The sequence below is a fragment of the Rothia sp. P7208 genome, assembly GCF_048512915.1.
Taxonomy (GTDB): domain Bacteria; phylum Actinomycetota; class Actinomycetes; order Actinomycetales; family Micrococcaceae; genus Rothia.
In genome coordinates, this window is record NZ_JBLXXW010000009.1 from 17,788 (window position 1) to 35,746 (window position 17,959).

The 17,959-nt window shown below is 45.1% G+C and carries 17 protein-coding genes; 8 read left to right on the forward strand and 9 right to left on the reverse strand.

Going from position 1 to position 17,959, the window contains the following annotated elements; all coding sequences use genetic code 11:
* The first annotated feature begins 95 nt into the window (after positions 1 to 95).
* Positions 96 to 3,428, forward strand: a complete 3,333-nt coding sequence (gene lysX, locus ACN084_RS07730; protein ID WP_419106469.1) for a bifunctional lysylphosphatidylglycerol synthetase/lysine--tRNA ligase LysX — start codon at positions 96 to 98, stop codon at positions 3,426 to 3,428.
* 18 nt (positions 3,429 to 3,446) lie between these two features.
* Positions 3,447 to 4,193 carry a hypothetical protein gene (locus tag ACN084_RS07735; protein ID WP_419106470.1) on the forward strand — a complete coding sequence of 249 codons (747 nt, stop codon included), beginning with the start codon at positions 3,447 to 3,449 and terminating at the stop codon, positions 4,191 to 4,193.
* 11 nt (positions 4,194 to 4,204) lie between these two features.
* Here ACN084_RS07735 and nhaA (ACN084_RS07740) read toward each other — a convergent pair whose 3' ends face one another.
* Both nhaA (ACN084_RS07740) and nhaA (ACN084_RS07745) read right to left on the reverse strand, forming a co-directional pair.
* On the reverse strand, positions 4,205 to 5,596 hold the full coding sequence (nhaA, locus tag ACN084_RS07740) for a Na+/H+ antiporter NhaA (RefSeq protein ID WP_419106471.1): 1,392 nt from the start codon (positions 5,594 to 5,596) through the stop codon (positions 4,205 to 4,207).
* A 207-nt stretch (positions 5,597 to 5,803) separates the two neighbouring features.
* Positions 5,804 to 7,135 (reverse strand): Na+/H+ antiporter NhaA, encoded by a 1,332-nt coding sequence (gene nhaA / locus ACN084_RS07745; RefSeq protein ID WP_419102251.1) that lies wholly within the window; start codon positions 7,133 to 7,135, stop codon positions 5,804 to 5,806.
* Positions 7,136 to 7,483: 348 nt separating this feature from the next.
* Here nhaA (ACN084_RS07745) and ACN084_RS07750 point away from each other — a divergent pair, with 348 nt between their 5' ends.
* The 3 genes from ACN084_RS07750 (at position 7,484) to ACN084_RS07760 (ending at position 9,329) form a co-directional block, all read left to right on the forward strand.
* Complete coding sequence (locus tag ACN084_RS07750; RefSeq protein ID WP_419106497.1) at positions 7,484 to 8,011, forward strand: MarR family winged helix-turn-helix transcriptional regulator; 528 nt, start codon at positions 7,484 to 7,486, stop codon at positions 8,009 to 8,011.
* Positions 8,012 to 8,183: 172 nt separating this feature from the next.
* Positions 8,184 to 8,705, forward strand: a complete 522-nt coding sequence (locus ACN084_RS07755) for a ferritin (RefSeq protein WP_419102253.1) — start codon at positions 8,184 to 8,186, stop codon at positions 8,703 to 8,705.
* 195 nt (positions 8,706 to 8,900) lie between these two features.
* Positions 8,901 to 9,329: a DoxX family protein gene (locus ACN084_RS07760; protein WP_419102254.1), complete on the forward strand. Its 429-nt coding sequence runs from the start codon at positions 8,901 to 8,903 to the stop codon at positions 9,327 to 9,329.
* A 133-nt stretch (positions 9,330 to 9,462) separates the two neighbouring features.
* Here ACN084_RS07760 and ACN084_RS07765 read toward each other — a convergent pair whose 3' ends face one another.
* On the reverse strand, positions 9,463 to 9,585 hold the full coding sequence (locus ACN084_RS07765) for a hypothetical protein (protein WP_419106472.1): 123 nt from the start codon (positions 9,583 to 9,585) through the stop codon (positions 9,463 to 9,465).
* A gap of 608 nt (positions 9,586 to 10,193) precedes the next feature.
* Here ACN084_RS07765 and ACN084_RS07770 point away from each other — a divergent pair.
* The gene (locus ACN084_RS07770; RefSeq protein ID WP_419102255.1) at positions 10,194 to 10,826 is read left to right on the forward strand and encodes a superoxide dismutase; all 633 of its coding nucleotides are present in this window, start codon (positions 10,194 to 10,196) and stop codon (positions 10,824 to 10,826) included.
* Between the two features lie 90 nt (positions 10,827 to 10,916).
* Here the strand turns inward: ACN084_RS07770 and ACN084_RS07775 are convergent, their stop codons facing one another.
* The 3 genes from ACN084_RS07775 to ACN084_RS07785 form a co-directional block, all read right to left on the reverse strand.
* Complete coding sequence (locus tag ACN084_RS07775) at positions 10,917 to 11,738, reverse strand: thermonuclease family protein (protein ID WP_419106473.1); 822 nt, start codon at positions 11,736 to 11,738, stop codon at positions 10,917 to 10,919.
* Between the two features lie 24 nt (positions 11,739 to 11,762).
* Positions 11,763 to 12,581: an NUDIX hydrolase gene (locus tag ACN084_RS07780; RefSeq protein ID WP_419102257.1), complete on the reverse strand. Its 819-nt coding sequence runs from the start codon at positions 12,579 to 12,581 to the stop codon at positions 11,763 to 11,765.
* 180 nt (positions 12,582 to 12,761) lie between these two features.
* The gene (locus tag ACN084_RS07785; protein WP_419106474.1) at positions 12,762 to 13,085 is read right to left on the reverse strand and encodes a putative quinol monooxygenase; all 324 of its coding nucleotides are present in this window, start codon (positions 13,083 to 13,085) and stop codon (positions 12,762 to 12,764) included.
* Between the two features lie 149 nt (positions 13,086 to 13,234).
* Between ACN084_RS07785 and ACN084_RS07790 the strand changes: the two genes are divergently transcribed.
* Together ACN084_RS07790 and ACN084_RS07795 are read left to right on the forward strand one after the other, a co-directional pair.
* Positions 13,235 to 13,714, forward strand: a complete 480-nt coding sequence (locus tag ACN084_RS07790) for a polyketide cyclase (RefSeq protein WP_419106475.1) — start codon at positions 13,235 to 13,237, stop codon at positions 13,712 to 13,714.
* Positions 13,715 to 13,817: 103 nt separating this feature from the next.
* Positions 13,818 to 15,254 carry an MFS transporter gene (locus tag ACN084_RS07795; protein WP_419106498.1) on the forward strand — a complete coding sequence of 479 codons (1,437 nt, stop codon included), beginning with the start codon at positions 13,818 to 13,820 and terminating at the stop codon, positions 15,252 to 15,254.
* A 77-nt stretch (positions 15,255 to 15,331) separates the two neighbouring features.
* Here ACN084_RS07795 and ACN084_RS07800 read toward each other — a convergent pair whose 3' ends face one another.
* From ACN084_RS07800 to ACN084_RS07810, 3 genes are read right to left on the reverse strand one after another with little or no spacing between them, the layout of a single operon-like run.
* Positions 15,332 to 16,174, reverse strand: coding sequence for an anchored repeat-type ABC transporter permease subunit (locus ACN084_RS07800; RefSeq protein ID WP_419102260.1), 843 nt, complete (start codon positions 16,172 to 16,174; stop codon positions 15,332 to 15,334).
* The gene (locus ACN084_RS07805) at positions 16,175 to 16,924 is read right to left on the reverse strand and encodes an anchored repeat-type ABC transporter ATP-binding subunit (RefSeq protein WP_419106476.1); all 750 of its coding nucleotides are present in this window, start codon (positions 16,922 to 16,924) and stop codon (positions 16,175 to 16,177) included.
* Positions 16,921 to 17,934, reverse strand: coding sequence for a choice-of-anchor M domain-containing protein (locus ACN084_RS07810; RefSeq protein WP_419106477.1), 1,014 nt, complete (start codon positions 17,932 to 17,934; stop codon positions 16,921 to 16,923). The genes ACN084_RS07805 and ACN084_RS07810 overlap by 4 nt, the downstream gene beginning before the upstream one ends.
* Positions 17,935 to 17,959: the final 25 nt, after the last annotated feature.

Consider the following 17,959-nt stretch of genomic DNA (forward strand, 5'->3'; position numbering starts at 1 on the left):
TAGTTCAAAAGGCCAGAGCTGTACGCTATTGAAAGAGCTCCGACAACGGTAAGAATCGACACCATTATGGTTGTGTAAGAAAGAGTGCTGCGAACGTGAAGAATAATTCAAAGACCCAACACATCACAACGCTGTGGGAAAAACTTACCTCACGTGCAGAACGCACCGCTCGCTGGGTCATTGGTATCTATACTATTAGTTTCGCATTATCATTCGTCTCATGGGTCCTAACGCCCTTCCATAAAAACCACGTAGGGTACCCCTGGTGGGAAATACTACTTGGCGCCATGAACATACCAGTAGACCACACACTGGTGTCAGCCGTCGTCCTACTCCTCATCACCACAGCTTTAATTCGCAGACGTCGAGTTGGTCTATACGCCGTAGTATTCTTCCAATACGCTGGCATTCTCGTCAGTATCCCTGGTGTATTGCAAGTCATAGGAAATAGCCAAGAATTCAAACATCTCTTTGACGTTTATAGCTCTGTTGCCAACGGACTCTCCCTCATGTTTGCTTTATGCGCGCTAATTCTCCTGTACTCATGTAAAAGCGCATTTCCTGCACACACTCTGCGCTCGCGGTGGAAACAAGCCGCAGTATCTTTGATAATCGGCACTTTTATGACATGGTGTATTGCATTCTCCATGGGCTATATCCAAGAAAGAATGGGCTCTGGAACGCTCTGGAAAAACACTCTTGAATATGGATTTTCTGTGGTAAATATTTCCCCCCTGGGCACCCCTGATGGGTCTCATCGACTAATCCACTTTTTTAAAGCGCTGATTGACCTCTGCTATGCAACAACCCTTATTGTCACTATCGCTGTAGCACTTAGAACACCTGCTGATAGAAAAAGCTGGACTCCCGATAATGAACTAGAACTTCGAGCGCTCATTTGGGAATGTGGTGATAAAGACTCCCTCGCATATTTCGCAACTCGACGTGAAAAATCCATGATTTTTTCTGATGATCGCCGAGCTGTTATTACGTACCGTCTTATCCACTCCGTAACGTTAGCTTCGGGAGACCCCATCGGAGCACCTAGCTCATGGGACAGTGCTATCAGAAACTGGATGAAACACGCCAGAACCTACGGCTGGACGCCTGGAGTCATCAGTGCCAGTGAACGCGGGGCGAAAGCCTACGCTCGGGCAGGATTAGCGATCACCTATATGGGAGATGAAGCGATACTTAATGCTGAACGATTCCGCATTAACAACACCTCTTTAGCAGAAGTACGTCACGCAACGAGAAAACTATCTCACGACGGGTACACTCTCAACATTCGACGCCACGTAGACGTCCCTGCGGATGAGATGGAATCTGTAATAAAGTTGGTCAATCAGTGGCGCCATGGTGCAGAAGAACGTGGATTCTCTATGGCATTAAACCGGCTTGGAGACCCCTCAGACGGTAAATGCGTACTGATGACAGCCTCTTCTCCCAGCGGAGATATTGTAGGAATCTTATCTTTTGTTCCTTGGGGAAAAAATGGAATTTCACTAGACGTGATGCGTCGTTCTCCACAGGCTCCCAACGGTTTGATGGAGTTCATGATCGCAACGATGATGCAAACCCTGCCAACACTTGGAATTACAAAAGTTTCATTGAATTTTGCGATGTTTCGAAAAACTTTTGTGGAAGCCGATCATTTTGGTGCAAGCCCTTGGACACGTCTAACATCATCGACTTTGGGAATCCTTAACAGATTCTTGCAGCTTGAAAGACTCTATCGTTTCAACCAAAAATTTGAGCCTACATGGGAGCCTCGCTACCTTGCAGCAGATTCTATGTTGACGCTTTTCCAAGTTTGCATATCTTCAGGAGTAGCAGAAGGATTCTTACCACCATTGCTCGTGCAAGAAGAACGAAACTTACCCACACTAGATAATGAGCATCTGCATCAACTTCATGAAATCGAAAATAATGCAGAAACACTTACTTCGGTCGCTCATCGATACACTGGCCACACAAGAGACCGTATTCGTCATCTTGAGATGCTTAGGGAATACGGTATAAACCCCTACCCTCTAGGCGTCAAAGCACAATATACTGTCGGACAACTTGCAGATTTTTTGACCTCTAATGGAGGGAAACCCACAGACCATATAACCGTCGCCGGGAGAGTTCGAGCTATCCGAATGCACGGAGCTGTTGTGTTCTTAACGCTCATAGACGGTTTTAAACAAGCTCAAGCAATTTGCGAACAACAATTTCTTAACGATTTCGGCATATTTCGTACCACAATAGATCGCGGCGATATTCTCATCCTTACAGGAACTTTAGGTTTTTCACGTAACGGAACGCCCTCCTTCATCGTTCATCATTGGATTCTTGGTGCAAAAGCTCTACACGATATTCCGTTTGAACACTTTAGCGATGCTGAAGCACGGTTGCATCGCCGTTCAACAGACTTGCTAGTTCACCCAAAACAACGTGAATACCTCAGAATGCGTAGCACGGTTATCACTTCTTTACGTAAAACCTTAGATGCGTCAGGATTTCTTGAAGTGGAGACACCTATACTGCATACCATCCATGGCGGAGCAAATGCACGACCATTTAAAACATTTATCAATGCGTATGGCTCAGACCTATATTTACGTATTGCCCCGGAACTATATCTCAAACGTCTCGTTGTAGGAGATATGGGAGCTGTCTATGAGATTGGGCGTAACTTCCGTAATGAAGGTGCAGATGCTACTCATAATCCAGAATTTACAGTCCTAGAAGCTTATAAACCATATGCTGATTACAGGGTGATGCTTGCATTTACTCAGACTCTTATTAAGAACGTCGCATATAGTGTTTTTGGTAGTGAGTCTCTACCTTTAGGAGAACAGAAGAACGGACAACGACAGCTTATCGATGTCTCTGCACCATGGCCCGTCAAGACGGTGTGCGAAGCACTATCTGAGGTGCTTAAGGAGCCTGTTTCTTTAGACACTGACTTTGAAGTTTTGCTTGCTCACGCTCGAACTCACGGTATCTATGTGCGAGATGATATGGGCTCTGGTGCCATTATTGAGGAGCTCTATAGTGAGCTCATAGAACCGTATACGATATACCCCACGTTCTATATTGACTTTCCGCAAGAAACGTCTCCTTTAGCGAGTGCTCACCGAAAGATACCTGGATTAGCTGAGAGATGGGATTTAGTAGTTGATGGTATGGAGTTAGGAACTGCGTATTCAGAGATGGCTGATGCGATAGAACAGCGTCAGCGGTTTAATGAACAATCTCTTAAAGCTGCTGCTGGAGACGTTGAAGCAATGGAAGTTGACGAAGACTTCCTTTACGCTTTAGAAGTTGGTTTACCGCCGACTGGCGGTTTGGGTATTGGAGTAGATCGTTTAATCATGTTGTTAGCAGGGCAGAGTATTCGAGGCGTTTTGAGTTTTCCTTTTGTTAAACCAACACGCTGATAAGAATAATCGGTGTTTATGAGTGTTTTGAATTATCTGGGGCTGTTATTACCTTTAGGTATCGCTGGTTTTGATCCGACGCCAGCATTATTAGCGGTGTATTATCTTTCAGTTCGCCCAGGAAAGCGTTCACGTAGAGCCGTCTTTGTTTTCTGCCTGTCAATTATTTTAGGCATTGTAGTGTGGGGTCTTTTGCTCACTGCTGTCTTGGGGGAGACTCTAAATCATTTACCGTGGAAACAGATTCTTTCGTGGATTGTCAGTAGCCGTCAGGTTCCTGTTCTTGTGGGTAAATTGGTGTGTGCATTGCTATTGGTCACTTACGGAATATATTCCATTATGAGAATACGTTTTCATGCTCACCGCTTAGATAGCAATGAAATGCACACCAAAAAAATGCGTTTCACAAGCCCCGTGGGGTTAGCTCTTTTTACACTAGGTTTCCTTGCCATCATTACTTTCGAAATTTCTTTCACCACATATATTGCGTTATCAGCACAACAACCACTACCTATCCGTAGCCTTGGATTATTAGGGTGGGCTACTATCTCCCAACTTCCACTTGTCTTGCTGCTACTGTTGATGCTGTACCGACGAGAAGCAATATTTGGGGTCATGATCGATGCGATACGTCGTCGATGTGGGCGTTTATTCGCATATATTGTCCCTGCACTCTGCTTTAGCTTGGGTGCTATCTTATGTGCAGATGTGTTCATCTATCCGGTACTGCAAGCAATTCTTGGAATATTTTTGAAAACAGCATAAAGGGTTTTTGGTTAACGAGTTTTTTGACGTGATGCTGCTTTAATCTTGTCAATATCGTCGCTAAACACATCAGGAATGCCGTCAGCGTTCTGATCAACATTCTCTTTAGCTTCAATATCGCGATATTTTTTATTGCGGAGAGAAAGTAACGTCCCGCTCATGCATGCTGCGGTAACAGAACCAACAAGAATCGCAATTTTAGCGTCTTCTGTGTGGATGGAATGAGCCGGAAAAGACAACTCAGAAATCAACAGTGAGACGGTAAAACCGATACCTCCAGTGATAGAAATACACAGAATATCTATCCATTGAATATCGGGGTCAAGGTGAGCATTCTTGAGTCGAGTAATCAGCCATGTTGTTAATGTGATGCCTATGCTCTTGCCAAGGACTAGACCCCCAATAATTCCTAAAGATACGGGGTCACGTAGAGCCTTGAGGAGCCCCTCAACTCCGCCGAAAGCTACTCCTGCAGCGAAGAAAGCAAAAAGCGGGATACAAAAGAGAGAAGAAATCGGCCGCATTCTTTTTTCGAGGACTTCTGCCAGCCCAGCATCGGCCTGAACTGCGCGAGCTTGTGGTGTGTATTTGACCGGAACGCAAAAACCTAAAATAACACCTGAGATTGTTGCATGGATACCAGATTCAAGAAATAGTGCCCACGTTATGACGCCTAGAGGTAACAAGATTACCCATGCCGCCCAAGCCCGAGTATGAAAGAAATACTCAAAACGATGAGCAATCCACAAATATGTAACTATCGGAATAATCGCTAGTAGAAGGTACATTACCTTAAAATTATGGGTATAGAAAATAGCAATAATAAAAATCGCAATGAGGTCATCTACTACTGCTAGCGTCAGAAGAAAAGTTCTTAACGCTGAAGGTAAATGAGAGCCAACTGCCGTAATAACAGCTACAGCAAACGCAATATCTGTTGCTGTAGGAATAGCCCACCCATGGACTGCTGTTGAACTGGAATGATTAACAGCAAAAAATATAAGTGCTGGTGCAATAACGCCACCAAAAGCTGCTGCTACGGGGACAATAGCTCGTTGAGGGTCTCGCAAATCTCCAAGAACAAATTCCTTTTTAAGCTCTAGACCTGTTAGGAAGAAAAAGACTACTAATAGCCCGTCTGCTGCCCACTCGCTAACAGACATCATCAGGTGACTAAACCCTGGAATATGCACCCCTAGTTCCGCTTCTTTGACTCCAAAATACCAAGAGGATGTAGGGCTATTTGAGAGAACCAAAGCTAGTACTGTTGCAATAAGTAAGATAAATCCGCCAGTGGATTCTCGTTTGAGAATATCTGCAACACGAGAAGACTCTGCATAGGTCCCACGGGAGAAAACAGCGTTAGGTTGTTCGTCGTTTTCATCGTGAGCTAAATGTGCCATGGCAAGAAGAATCCTTTAAATGTGTTGGTGTGTTGTTATGTACTTTAGCTAATAAAGACTAAAAATAGTATGTTTGCTGATTAGTTGATGGATAGTGTGCACTATCTCATGACAATAAAGTTAATACATGACAGACATAAAAAACCCACGCTATAGACAAAAACGCTATAACGTGGGCTCATAGAAAACTTCTACAGAAGAGTAACTTTATCCGTCTGAATCATCGGTGAAAACGTCAGGGACACCATCACCATCAGCATCAACGGATTCTTTTGCTTCAAGGTTCTTATAGTATTTATTGCGAGAACCAAGAATAAAAGCACCAATACATGCTGCCAAGACAGAACCTGTAAGAATCGCAATTTTAGCGTGGTCATTGTGCTCTGAACCAATGCCGAAAGATAATTCTGCAATGAGTAGCGATACGGTGAACCCAATACCGCCCAGAGCCGCTAGCCCTAAAACATCCACCCACTTAATATCAGGATCAAGGTTTGCATGACGCAATCGAGTGATGAGCCATGTAGAACCAAAAATGCCGATAATTTTACCGCCAACGAGAGCGACAATAATACCGAGAGCAATAGGATCTTTGAGAGAACTCGTAAAACCGTTAAAACCGCCGATAGCAACACCTGCGGAGAAGAACGCAAAGACTGGAACGCAGAACCCTGCAGAGAATGGGCGAACTCGATGCTCCATGACTTCTGCTAGCCCGTGATCTGCATCAGCTGCATGGGTATGCGAGGTATGCTTTACAGGAATAGTGAACGCAAGGATAACACCAGCGATAGTAGCGTGAATACCAGAATTAAGGAATAACGCCCATACGATAGCTCCGATTGGAAGAAGCACAAGCCACGAAGTGGCCGGCTTGAGGTGGAACATTTTTTCACCTTTACGAGCAATGAGCGCATAAATGATGATGGGCACAATAGAGATTGCTAGGTAATGAATTTTCAACTCTGAGGTGTAGAAAATAGCAATAATGATAATTGCTATCAAATCATCTACGACTGCAAGAGTTAAAAGGAACGTTCGTAGAGCCGCTGGTAAATGAGTGCCAATAACGGCAAGAACAGCTACCGCAAAAGCAATGTCGGTCGCAGCAGGAATAGCCCATCCGCCGAGAGCTTCAGCACCTGAATTGAGGTTGATAAGCGTATAAATGATGGCTGGAAGTGCCACGCCGCCTGCTGCTGCAGCAACGGGAACAAGAGCTTTTCCGGGGTTGCGTAAATCGCCAATAACAAATTCTTTTTTGAGTTCAAGACCTGCAAGAAAGAAGAACACTGCAAGCAGTGCATCTGCAGCCCAGTGCCCTAACGACAATTTGAGGTGAAAATCCCCAATATCTTGACCTAATTTAGTATCTCGTAGGTTGAAATAGAAATCTGCAGCCGAAGTATTAGCGAGTATGAGAGCGAGGACTGTTGCCCCGAGTAGGATAAATCCACCAACAGATTCTTTGCGTAGAATCTCAGTAATGCGCTGTGACTCTTTATATGAGCCGCGCGAAAGGACGGTCTGAGAAGACATATAGCTCCTTGTGCGTGTGTGGTGTGACTTTGATATATTCCGTTTCGACAGGGGTTATATAGAAACGAGCCGACCAGACTTCCCGGCACACCATACTCTCGGGTGGACAGTTACGATACGCTTTTCCATCGGTATTATCCACATAGAGTATTAGGTAGCAAGCTTATCATAGGAGAGAAAGCGTCATAAATGATGACTTCTGTTAGTCTAGGCACCACTACTATGAGAAAAGTCCATATATATGTCCTCAAATATTTATGAAACAGACATAATGTCTTAACTAATCACTAAAATAGAAAAGGTTAGATTTTTTAGACTGCGGACATTAGAAAGAACGGAGGCTTGAGCGTGAGTACACCCTCATCTGAAGTATCTTCTCAGGATACTGATACCGTAGCGTGGCTATCTGAAGAAGAACGCGAAGGATGGCTGTTTCTCGCCTCCGTGATGTTTAGCTTGCCTGGAAAACTTGAAGCGCAACTCCAACGAGATTCTGGTTTGAGCTTTGTCGAATATATGGTTTTAGCAGTGTTATCAGAAGCTTCTGAACAATGCCTGACCATGACTGAGCTGGCACATCAAACGAATACGTTATTGCCGAGACTCTCTCGAGTTGTAACTCGCCTTGAAAAAAATGGTTATGTCACCCGCGCCTTGTGGAGTAAAGACCGCCGAGTGTCGATGTGCAGGTTAGAGAGTAAAGGTCTGACGAAGGTCCAAGAGGCTGCTCCGGGGCATGTCACAGAAGTTCGTCAGCAGATTTTTGATAATTTAGGCGCTCGCCAAGTTAAACAATTAGCAAAAATCGGTGAAGCAGTTTTAGGAGATAAGCCTTCTGAAGTTATTACGGTTAAACGTTCTATGCTCTTGGGCTAGCCTTAGTCGGGTATGGGTGCTTTAGACTGGGATATAAATAGCCCGGTTTTAAGGATTTAGCGTTGTTGAGTCTTTATGAGGAAGCTATTGATATTGCAGATTAACATGTATTTTTTCTGCACATAAAAACATGCCTATCTGCATGTGAGCCAATATATAAGGAGAACACCTAATGGCTAAGAACTTCTATGAGCTTCTCAGTGAACAAATTGGACATGAGTTCCATGCGTCTCACCAATATTTAGCGATGGCAGTGTGGCTCGACTCTGAGGATCTTCCTCAGCTTGCTCGCCATTTCTATCGTCAGTCGTTAGAAGAGCGCGGACATGCTCTGATGATGGTCCAGTATCAGCTCGATCGGGGCCAAGAAATTCAGATTCCAGGTATTCCTCATGTTGAAAACAATTTTTCAAGTGTTCTAGAAATTGCTGAGCTTTCTTTACAGCAAGAGAAGACTGTGACTGAGCAGATTGAGGCTCTTTTTGAAGCTGCTCGTGCTGAGAACTATGCTTTGGGTGAGCAGTTTATGTTGTGGTTCCTCAAAGAGCAGGTGGAGGAAGTTGCTTCAATGGAAACTTTGGTAACTATCTGTAAGCGTACCGATAACCTCTTTGATATCGAGAACTTTGTTGCTCGTGAGTTTGGCGATGACCACGGTGTTGATGATTCTGCACCGACACCCGCGGGTTCCTAAAGTGTGTAATATTTGAGCTTCTTATAGAGTCTCAAGAGTGACGGGGTGTGGCATTATCTTTGAGCTGCGCCCCGTTGCTCTTTAAACACCCTTTTGAGCCATAGTGTGATAAATCACCATAAAAAGGCATGATAAATATTACTTTATACGTCTAGGAACTTGTAATGGAAAGTATTTCTAGACGAAGATAAAGTTATGGATATTTTAAGAAATACACCTTCATCTTCTGTAGGGCTTTTGGTTCTACGTCTTGGGCTAGGTATTGCAATGATGTTGCACGGCTGGCAGAAATACAGCGAAAAGACCATCAGTGGTGTTACCGCGGGATTCGAGAAGTTAGGGATTCCAGCTCCTGAAATCTCAGCAAACTTTACCACCTATGTTGAGCTTGTTGGTGGCTTGCTTATTGTTCTCGGTCTAGCAACTCGTTTAGCGGCGCTTCTTACGAGCATCGCTATGTTTGGCGCTATCGCTTTTGTTCACATTTCACATGGATTCTTCGCAAGCGGTAGTGGCTTTGAGCTTCCTCTTAGCTACGCAGTCATGGCGGTTGCCCTTGTTCTTACAGGGCCTGGAGCTTACGCTGTTGACCGTATCTTCTCTCGAGGGAAAGTAGCTGCTTAGTCTTCACGCTAAATTCTTCTAAGGAAGGTTCGTCGTTGATATCAACGACGAACCTTCCTTTTTTATCGTCTCTTATAGCGATGAGTTATACACAGCTTTTATCCACAGAGGTGGAAAACTTACAACTATGTGATTACACCAGTGTGAGGATGTGGGTCATAGTGGATTCTAGAGTTGGGTGTTCATCAATAAGCTTTTGACATGCTGTTTCTTTGGCTTCTAGAGGTATTTTTTGAGCGCTTGTAGAAAACATCACGGGGGCTTATCTATCTAAAGTATTTGACTATCCCCACTTGTGGATAACTATGTGCACAATTTCCACTTAATGGCAGAACAATCTGCTCTAGGTGTGGAAATATCGGAAAAATATATGGTTGAGACCTCAAGGGAAGACTGTTTTAGGCTAGTTATACACAGGTTTTATCCACAAGGGTGGAAAACTTACACCACTGTCATTATCGAAGATTAATACGATGATTTCTGAAATTATTCGAATTGCATAGAAAAATAAGCAATTTTTATTCAAAATAAGCCAATATAATCGCTGATATTCGAACATTCCACATGTTTATCCACGAGTTGTGGAAAACTTTGTTCACATTATTCACAATATTTTCTTGAGAAAACAATGTGGGGGAGTGAATCTCTAAAGCTCCCCTAAAACCCACTTAAAGTGTCTCTGACATGAATAAATGTATTCTCAATAGAACAAATACAAGAGCTTGAAAGTACTCAAAAAAACCTCAACGACAAGTCGAACTGTAGTTCCCCTTGGAAGACAACCCTACTTTCAATGCGTAAACTGTACATGAAACCAAAAAATCACGATACAAAACAACACAACTTGTGAAAGGAACTCTCCTGATGGCAGAGAAATACGTTCTTCCAGATCTACCCTACGACTATGCGGCACTTGAGCCACATATCTCAGCACGCATTATGGAACTACACCACGACAAGCATCACGCAGCTTACGTCGCTGGCGCTAACGCAGCGCTAGAGCAGCTCCATGAAGCACGCGAAAACAACTCCTTTGGTACCGTTTCAAAACTTTCCAAAGACCTCGCATTCAACCTCGGTGGACACACCAACCACTCCATCTTCTGGCAAAACCTCTCCCCAGAAGGCGGCGACAAACCTACCGGCGAACTCGCTGCTGCAATCGATGAATTCTTCGGCTCCTTCGACGGATTCCGCAACCACTTCACGAACGTTGCCACCACCATCCAAGGCTCAGGATGGGCTATTCTCGCATGGGACACCGTTGGTGAACGCCTCATCATCGAACAGCTCTACGACCAGCAAGGCAACATCTCTGTTGGTCTCATCCCACTACTACAACTAGACATGTGGGAGCACGCTTTCTACCTCGACTACCAAAACGTCAAAGGCGAATACGTCAACGCATTCTGGAACATCGTTAACTGGGCAGACGTCCAAGACCGATTCTCCCGTGCGGTATCCCAAACTAAAGGACTCATCATCCCTAACGTATAAACCTGCATTAAGACATCAATCTTAAATGCTGGTGGGGCAACACGTACGTGTCGCCCCACCAGCATTTAACGGTTATAAAATCAGCTAAAACTAGCTGCCAGGACGAACCGGCTCATTCGCCTCAGACTGCTTTTCACGTTCACTCTTGCCCTGAACATCATAATAGTTCTTGCCGAGAGCATTCTTAAGCTCTTTGAGCTGATCTTTAACCGCATCAAGAGTCACAATAGAACCAACCCAAGTGTCCGGAGACTTCGCTTCAGACATCAACGTGTTATAAAATTTTGACGCAGACTTATATAAACCGACACGTTCTTCCTCATTCTGAGAATCATCTGCCCGATGAACTCGATCAAGATGGAGCTGGATAGCATGAGGAAGAGAACACTCAACATCTTTAGAATAAATGCCGTGCCCCTCACGAGCAGCTTCTTGCTGAGCCTCAGAAACAGGGGCATAATGCTCATCCCGTTCAGAAAGGAACGTTGTTGTCGCAAATCCCTCACGGACAACGTCAGCATTAATCAAATCATCACCAACATAGACCGCAGCTTCAAGATAACCAGAAGAACCTACTCGTGAGTTATCAAAGTCCAACGTTACTTCAGTACCTTCAGGAAGCTTCTGCTTTAAAAAATCTGTGGACTCAGGAACTAAACACGACCCCGAAAACTCATTATTATGTTCGGTTGGCGCAACAACATTCAACAAACGAACTTCCTTAGTCCGTCCATCAATATCAACGCTAATCGTATTTGCTGTTTCTACAGAAAGAACTTTAGCGTGCACCCCATCCGCATAAGAAACTTTGCTTGAAGACGGTGAAGGCTCAGCCTCCGGGGCAGCAGAAGAACAACCTGAAAGCGCCAAGAGAGCTACCCCTGAGAGAACAAAAGTGCGAGTGATTTTCATAAAATTCCTTAGAGGTTAAAAAGGTTAAAGGTTATTTGCTGCATGCTCTGCAGCACGATACATACCCAACGGCCCTTGATCAGCAAAAGCCTTGGAATGATCATAACGATACAAACGCGGAGGACGATGACGAGTTCCCTCAACTCGTTTACCCGTATCAATAATAGATTTAGATGCAGCAATCTGGCGACGGAAATTCGCCGGATCCAAAGGACGCCCCAAAATCGCTTCGTACACCTCACGCAATTGAGCTAAAGTGAATTCCTCACCCAAGAAAGAATGAGCAATACGAGAATATTCCACCTTATTCTGCAGACGATACAACGCATACTCAATAATCTCGTTATGGTCAAAAGCCAACAACGGTAACTCATCAGCAGGGAACCAACGGATATTCTCATGGATTCGGGTATGGCTGACTTCCGTCGCAGGAATAGACGCCCAATACACAACGGACACAGTGCGTGGGGTATTTTGAGTATCCGTCGATGGAACAGGTAAGGACCCACCATCACGGTGTACGCGATAATCTGGTGTCCGATGAACATCACCAAAAGCATAAAGTTGCTCAAGATAACCCGGAACAAGCCCCGTCGCACGTTTAAGGGTAGAACCTGCTGCCTGTTCCAAAGACATATCGTAAGGCAACGGACCACCAGGCAACGCCCACTGTCCCTTATAAGGTTCGCGTAAACGACGTACTAATGGGAGCCATAGAGAATGTTGCGATTCCCCCTCCTTAGCACGCAAAGCAAGAATAACAGTAGACACCGCAAGCTGAGTAGAAGGACAATTCACTCCCTCTGCAGTATTGTTTTCTGTTTCCTGTGGGTTCACAGTCATTAAGGAATCTCCCATAGTCGGTTATATATAGACGGGTTTACACTATCCATACTTATTCTAGTGAAAATTACCCACACTAGAACCGAGAAGACTCAGAGAAAACGCTATTACTCTTAGAGGTGAGAAAATAACACCCATATTCCCTGAGTCTCCCCGCAAGAAAACTCATGTTAAAGCCGTTTAGCCCTCGACTTTAAGCTCTCCCATCTCATCCCAATCATGCCCCTCAATAACACGAGAAATAATCTGAGGAGTACGAGTGAGAAGTGGTTGCAACGTTTTCATTGCCTCACGGAAATGATCAGAATTAACGTGAGCTTCTGCTGCGTCCTCTTCAAAAGCTTCAACAAGGACAAACTCACAAGGATCTTCTACGCTACGAGACCACTGGAACCACTTATTACCAGGTTCTGCACGAGTCGCCTCGGTAAACGGAGTAAGCTTCTCAACGAAGTTCTCAGCTTCTTCAGGCTTAACAGGGAACTTAACAACAATAAAAATCATGGGAAGTACCTCTCGAGGATTTAAACTATTTAGAGTACAAACCACTGTAAAAGTAGATACTCTTATTTTGACACGTCAGCATAACAGCCCCAAACGCACAGTAAGAAATATTTCCCACGAAGATAAAAACCTAGGATAGAGTACAGCATATGACTCAACCTTTGGTGCAATTCGTCGATACTAACGCCGCTATTATCTGCGCAGAAACAACACTGAACGCAAACGTCCAAGAGCTCTACACCTTCATTGCCAACCCCGCAAAACATTGCGAGCTCGATGGTGGGGGAAGCGTCCAAAAACTGCTTTCACAACAAACTCCAGAACTCACAACAGGAGACCGTTTTACAGAGAAAATGTTCTTGTTGCTTCCCTATCAGATGACGCTCACCGTAACCCGTGCCCAAAAAAATCAATTCATCACATGGCGTCACCCCGCAGGGCACGAATGGGGCTGGGAACTTATCGACCACCACGACGGGTCTGTAACAGTACGAGAAACCTTTGATGCCCGAGAAGCACGATGGGGGAGATACTCTCTTCACCCAATATATAAAGCACTAGGCATGTATCGCAGGAACCGGAAAAATATTGCTCTATCCCTTGCCAAACTGCATCGAACCTTCAAATAGGAGAATCCTTAGATAACTCGTGAAAACTGCCCCCAACACCATCGTTTCTGAACACCAACTGATAAGCAGCTCACGTCGTCGCTGGTCTGCTCTAGCTGTGCTGATGCTACCGGTACTACTCGTATCCGTAGACAACACTGTACTTGCTTTTGCAATGCCCTCTATCTCTCAAGCGCTACAACCTACTGGGGTGCAACAACTATGGATGATTGACGTATATTCTCTTGTCCTTGCCGGCCTATTAGTTCCGATGGGAAGTCTCGGAGACAGAATCGGCCGTAAAAAACTTCTACTAATCGGTTCAACAGGGTTTGCGCTCGCTTCCGCCTTAGCCGCTTTCTCGCCAAATGCCACGTGGCTCATCATCGGGCGGGCAACTATCGGGTTCTTTGGCGCAATGCTCATGCCGTCAACCCTTTCGCTCATTCGTAACATCTTTACCCGCGCTAGTGAACGAAGGACTGCAATAGCTATTTGGGCAGCAATGTTTTCTGGTGGTGCCGCATTGGGACCTATCGTTGGAGGGTTCCTGCTAGAACACTTCCCCTGGGGCTCCATCTTTCTGATGGGGCTTGTGGTTCTCCTACCATTTCTTGCGTTAGCGCCGTGGATTCTTCCAGAATCTCAAGACCCCAACCCCGGAGAAATAGACGTTATCTCCATTTTTCTTGCAATATCAACGATGACCCCCATCGTCTACGCCATCAAAGCGGTTGCAGAATCAGGGTTAACACCCTTGACCATTCTGACAGGAATCACCGGAATAATGTGCGGTGTACTTTTCGTTCGTAGACAGCTCAAGCGTCCTATCCCGATGCTCGATGTACGGTTGTTTACCAACCCAACCTTTACCGGCGCTATCGTCGGAAATCTCTTAGCAATTTTCTCCTTAGCGGGGTTCATTTTCTTTGTCTCACAGCATCTTCAGCTAGTTCGGGGAATGTCGCCCATGGACGCCGGTATCTTTCTCTTACCAGGTCTAACTATTACCGTTCTGGCAGGTTTAGCTGTCGTAAAAATCGTACCTAAAATTGCTCCTGGGACGGTCGTTGCTGGTTCTTTGATGCTCAGTGCTATTGCCTATGTCGTGGTAGCAGTTTCTGATAACGCTGTCACGAACTTAGGGCTGATGATTGCGTTCCTCATGCTTGGTTCTGCCTCCGGAGCAGGTGAAACTATCGCTAATGATCTCATGCTCTCGAGCGTGCCATCTGAAAAATCTGGGGCTGCCTCAGCTATTTCAGAAGCCTCGTATGAGTTAGGTGCACTCTTAGGAACAACAATATTAGGTGGAATCATCACCGCAATATACCGGTCACAGATTCAGCTACCCCAAGGACTTAACGCTGAGGATGCACATCATGCACAAGAAACCTTAGGAGGTGCTGTCGCTGTGGCACAACATATGGGACACGGTGCACAGTTACTTTCCTCAGCTCAACATGCTTTCGACGCTGGGGTTGTGTGGACGGCTATTATCTCAGCAATACTGATGGCTTCAGCTTCCGTTGTTGTGCATCGTCTCTTGCGTAGAGCATAAAACCTATGACATAACGCAAAAGAGTGTTTTTTGAAACCAGCGTGGTTTCAAAAAACACTCTTTTAATGAGCTGAACTCTACGATGCGCGACGTGTTTTCACAGATGAAAATACCCACGCGACTAAGAATCCCGCAATCATGGTCAAAACAATTGTTCCACCTACGGGTAAATCACAAGACCACGAAAGATACAACCCAATCGTTGAACATATAGCACCAAAAATAGGGGAGAAGAACATCATCCCTCGTAACGTAGAACATAACATGCGAGCAGCAGACGCTGGTACAACAATCAACGAAAGAACCAGAACGTTACCTACCGTCTGTAAAGAGATAACCACGGAAACAGTAACCAGAACGTAGAGGACAATATCCATCAGTAAAACAGGAATGCCAAGAGCTCGAGCGGACTCTTTATCAAGACTTACCGTGACGATGGGGCGATGAAAAATAGCTAAAACGAGAAGGACAACAGCACCAATTAATGCAGCCGTTGCAACGTCTTGTGCCGAGATACCAACAATAGATCCAAAAAGGAAATCTTGGACAGACCCCGAATACCCTGGCTGCAAGGAAATAATGACAATACCGAGTGCAAAAGACCCCGCAAAGAAAATGCCGATGACCGAATCTTCACGTAACTTTTGGTTCTGACTAAAAATAGCAACCAAAATAGCAGTCACAACACCGGCAACCATCCCGCCAAGCATCAGATTAGAACCGATGACAAAGGCAACCGCTAAACCAGGGAAAACTGAGTGGGCAACAGCATCACCGATAAAGACCATACCCCGTAAGACAACATGGTTACCAATAATTCCTGTGACAACCGAGGCGATAACAACAGCACCAAGCGCACGAAGAAGAAAACTCAGATGAGGGTTCAAAAGATCTTGAATAAAATCCAAAGGGGTAATCAATTACGCCTCCCTAAGCCAACGATGAAGTTCTTCCACACTGAGCTGATGCGCAGGAGCATCTAAGGCAAGGTTCCCACGAACACCACAAATACGAGAACAATGCGTTAGTGCCGAGAGCATATCGTGAGTAGACATCACAATACCCAAACCCTCTTCGGCTAACGACGTATATAACTCATTGAGAGAATCTTGCGTGGGCGCATCAACGCCGGTGAACGGTTCATCAAGGAGCAATAAAGAAGGATCTGAAGCTAAAGCTCGGGCAAGCAAAACCCTTTGACGTTGACCACCAGATAGCTCCCCAACCACCCGATCTTGCAGATGAGTAATTCCCGAACGCTCAATAGCACGGAACACGCTCACCCAATCATCCGTTGACGGGCGGCGAAACCACCCAATAGCACGAGTCCTACCCGTAAGAACAGCATCTTTGACAGTAATGGGAAAAGACCACTCAAAGTAATGTTTCTGAGGGACATAACCAATCTTTTCACGTGCCGCTATCGGCGACCGACCCAAAATAGATACGGTACCCGAACTTGGAGAAATCAAGCCCATCAGAGTTCTTAAAAGAGTAGTTTTTCCGGCACCATTTGCACCAACTAAGGCAATAAACTCTCCCGGTGAAACTTTCATATCAAGACCCGAGATAATCTCCCGATGCCCGTAATGAACTCGAACATCTTGAGCTAACACAAGGGGCGTTTGCACAGCAGAATCCTGAATAGAAGAAGTAAAAGAATATCTCAACGAAGACGCTCCTGCGCTTCTTGTTGAGCACGTTTACTCTTACGAGAGAAAACATACAGGAGAACAACAAGAATCACTCCCACACCAGCAAATAATGCGATGGGAAGAATAGAAGAACCTGAACTTTGAGAATCTTGTGCTGAAATTGCTTGAGCTGATGATGCTGACTGAGGAGCTACCGGTGAAGAAGACGCTTGAGCATCATCTGGTGAAGAAGATTCTGCCGGTTCTGACTCTGCTTGTGTAAAAAGCTCTTGCGGATTTAACACATTGCCAACAGCAAATTGTAGTCTTTCAGTATCTGAGACCTTTGTGCCATCTGCGAGAGTCCCATGAGCCTTAACCGTCACAAAATATGCACCAGGTTTCGTGAAAACCCAGTTTGCGTGAACGTGGCTATTATTGTCGACCCAAATATCTTGAGCTTGAGTATCTGCAGAGTTCCACAGTACCTGCGGGGCACTGAAATTACCGTTTTCGAGGTAGAGGCTCATCTGGCCTGGGCCCTCAACCTTCTCTAGGGTGAGTGTCATACCCTCACCAAGACGTGAAACTACCTCTGGGTCTTGACTGTTCCATCCAGGCCAAACAACACCAGAACGTTCGGTCTGAGGAATAACATAAACATCATCACCAGCAGAAGCTTGCACAAAAGCATAGCGCGGGTCATCTGGTACCGGAAGCTTAGCATCATCATTACCGTGAAGAACAACATCAGATAGATGACGCCATACAGGGGACTGACCATGATCGTCGTGAAGCATCAAACGCCACTGCCCATCAACAAACTTTGGTCCCATATCAACATGGCCTTGGGAAATGACAACATGTTCTGTACCAATTGGGGCATCAGAACTTAGCGTCTGCTCTAACGCTCTTTCTTGAACTGAAACATTTGCATCGTGATGCTCTGAACCAGACTCATCTGCTATTGCTGGAGCAATAGAAGAACTCATCCCCACAAATAATAGAGTGCATATAGCGGCGGTTAAACGAGGAAATTTTTTCATAGAATTTTCTTCTCCCAACATGTCA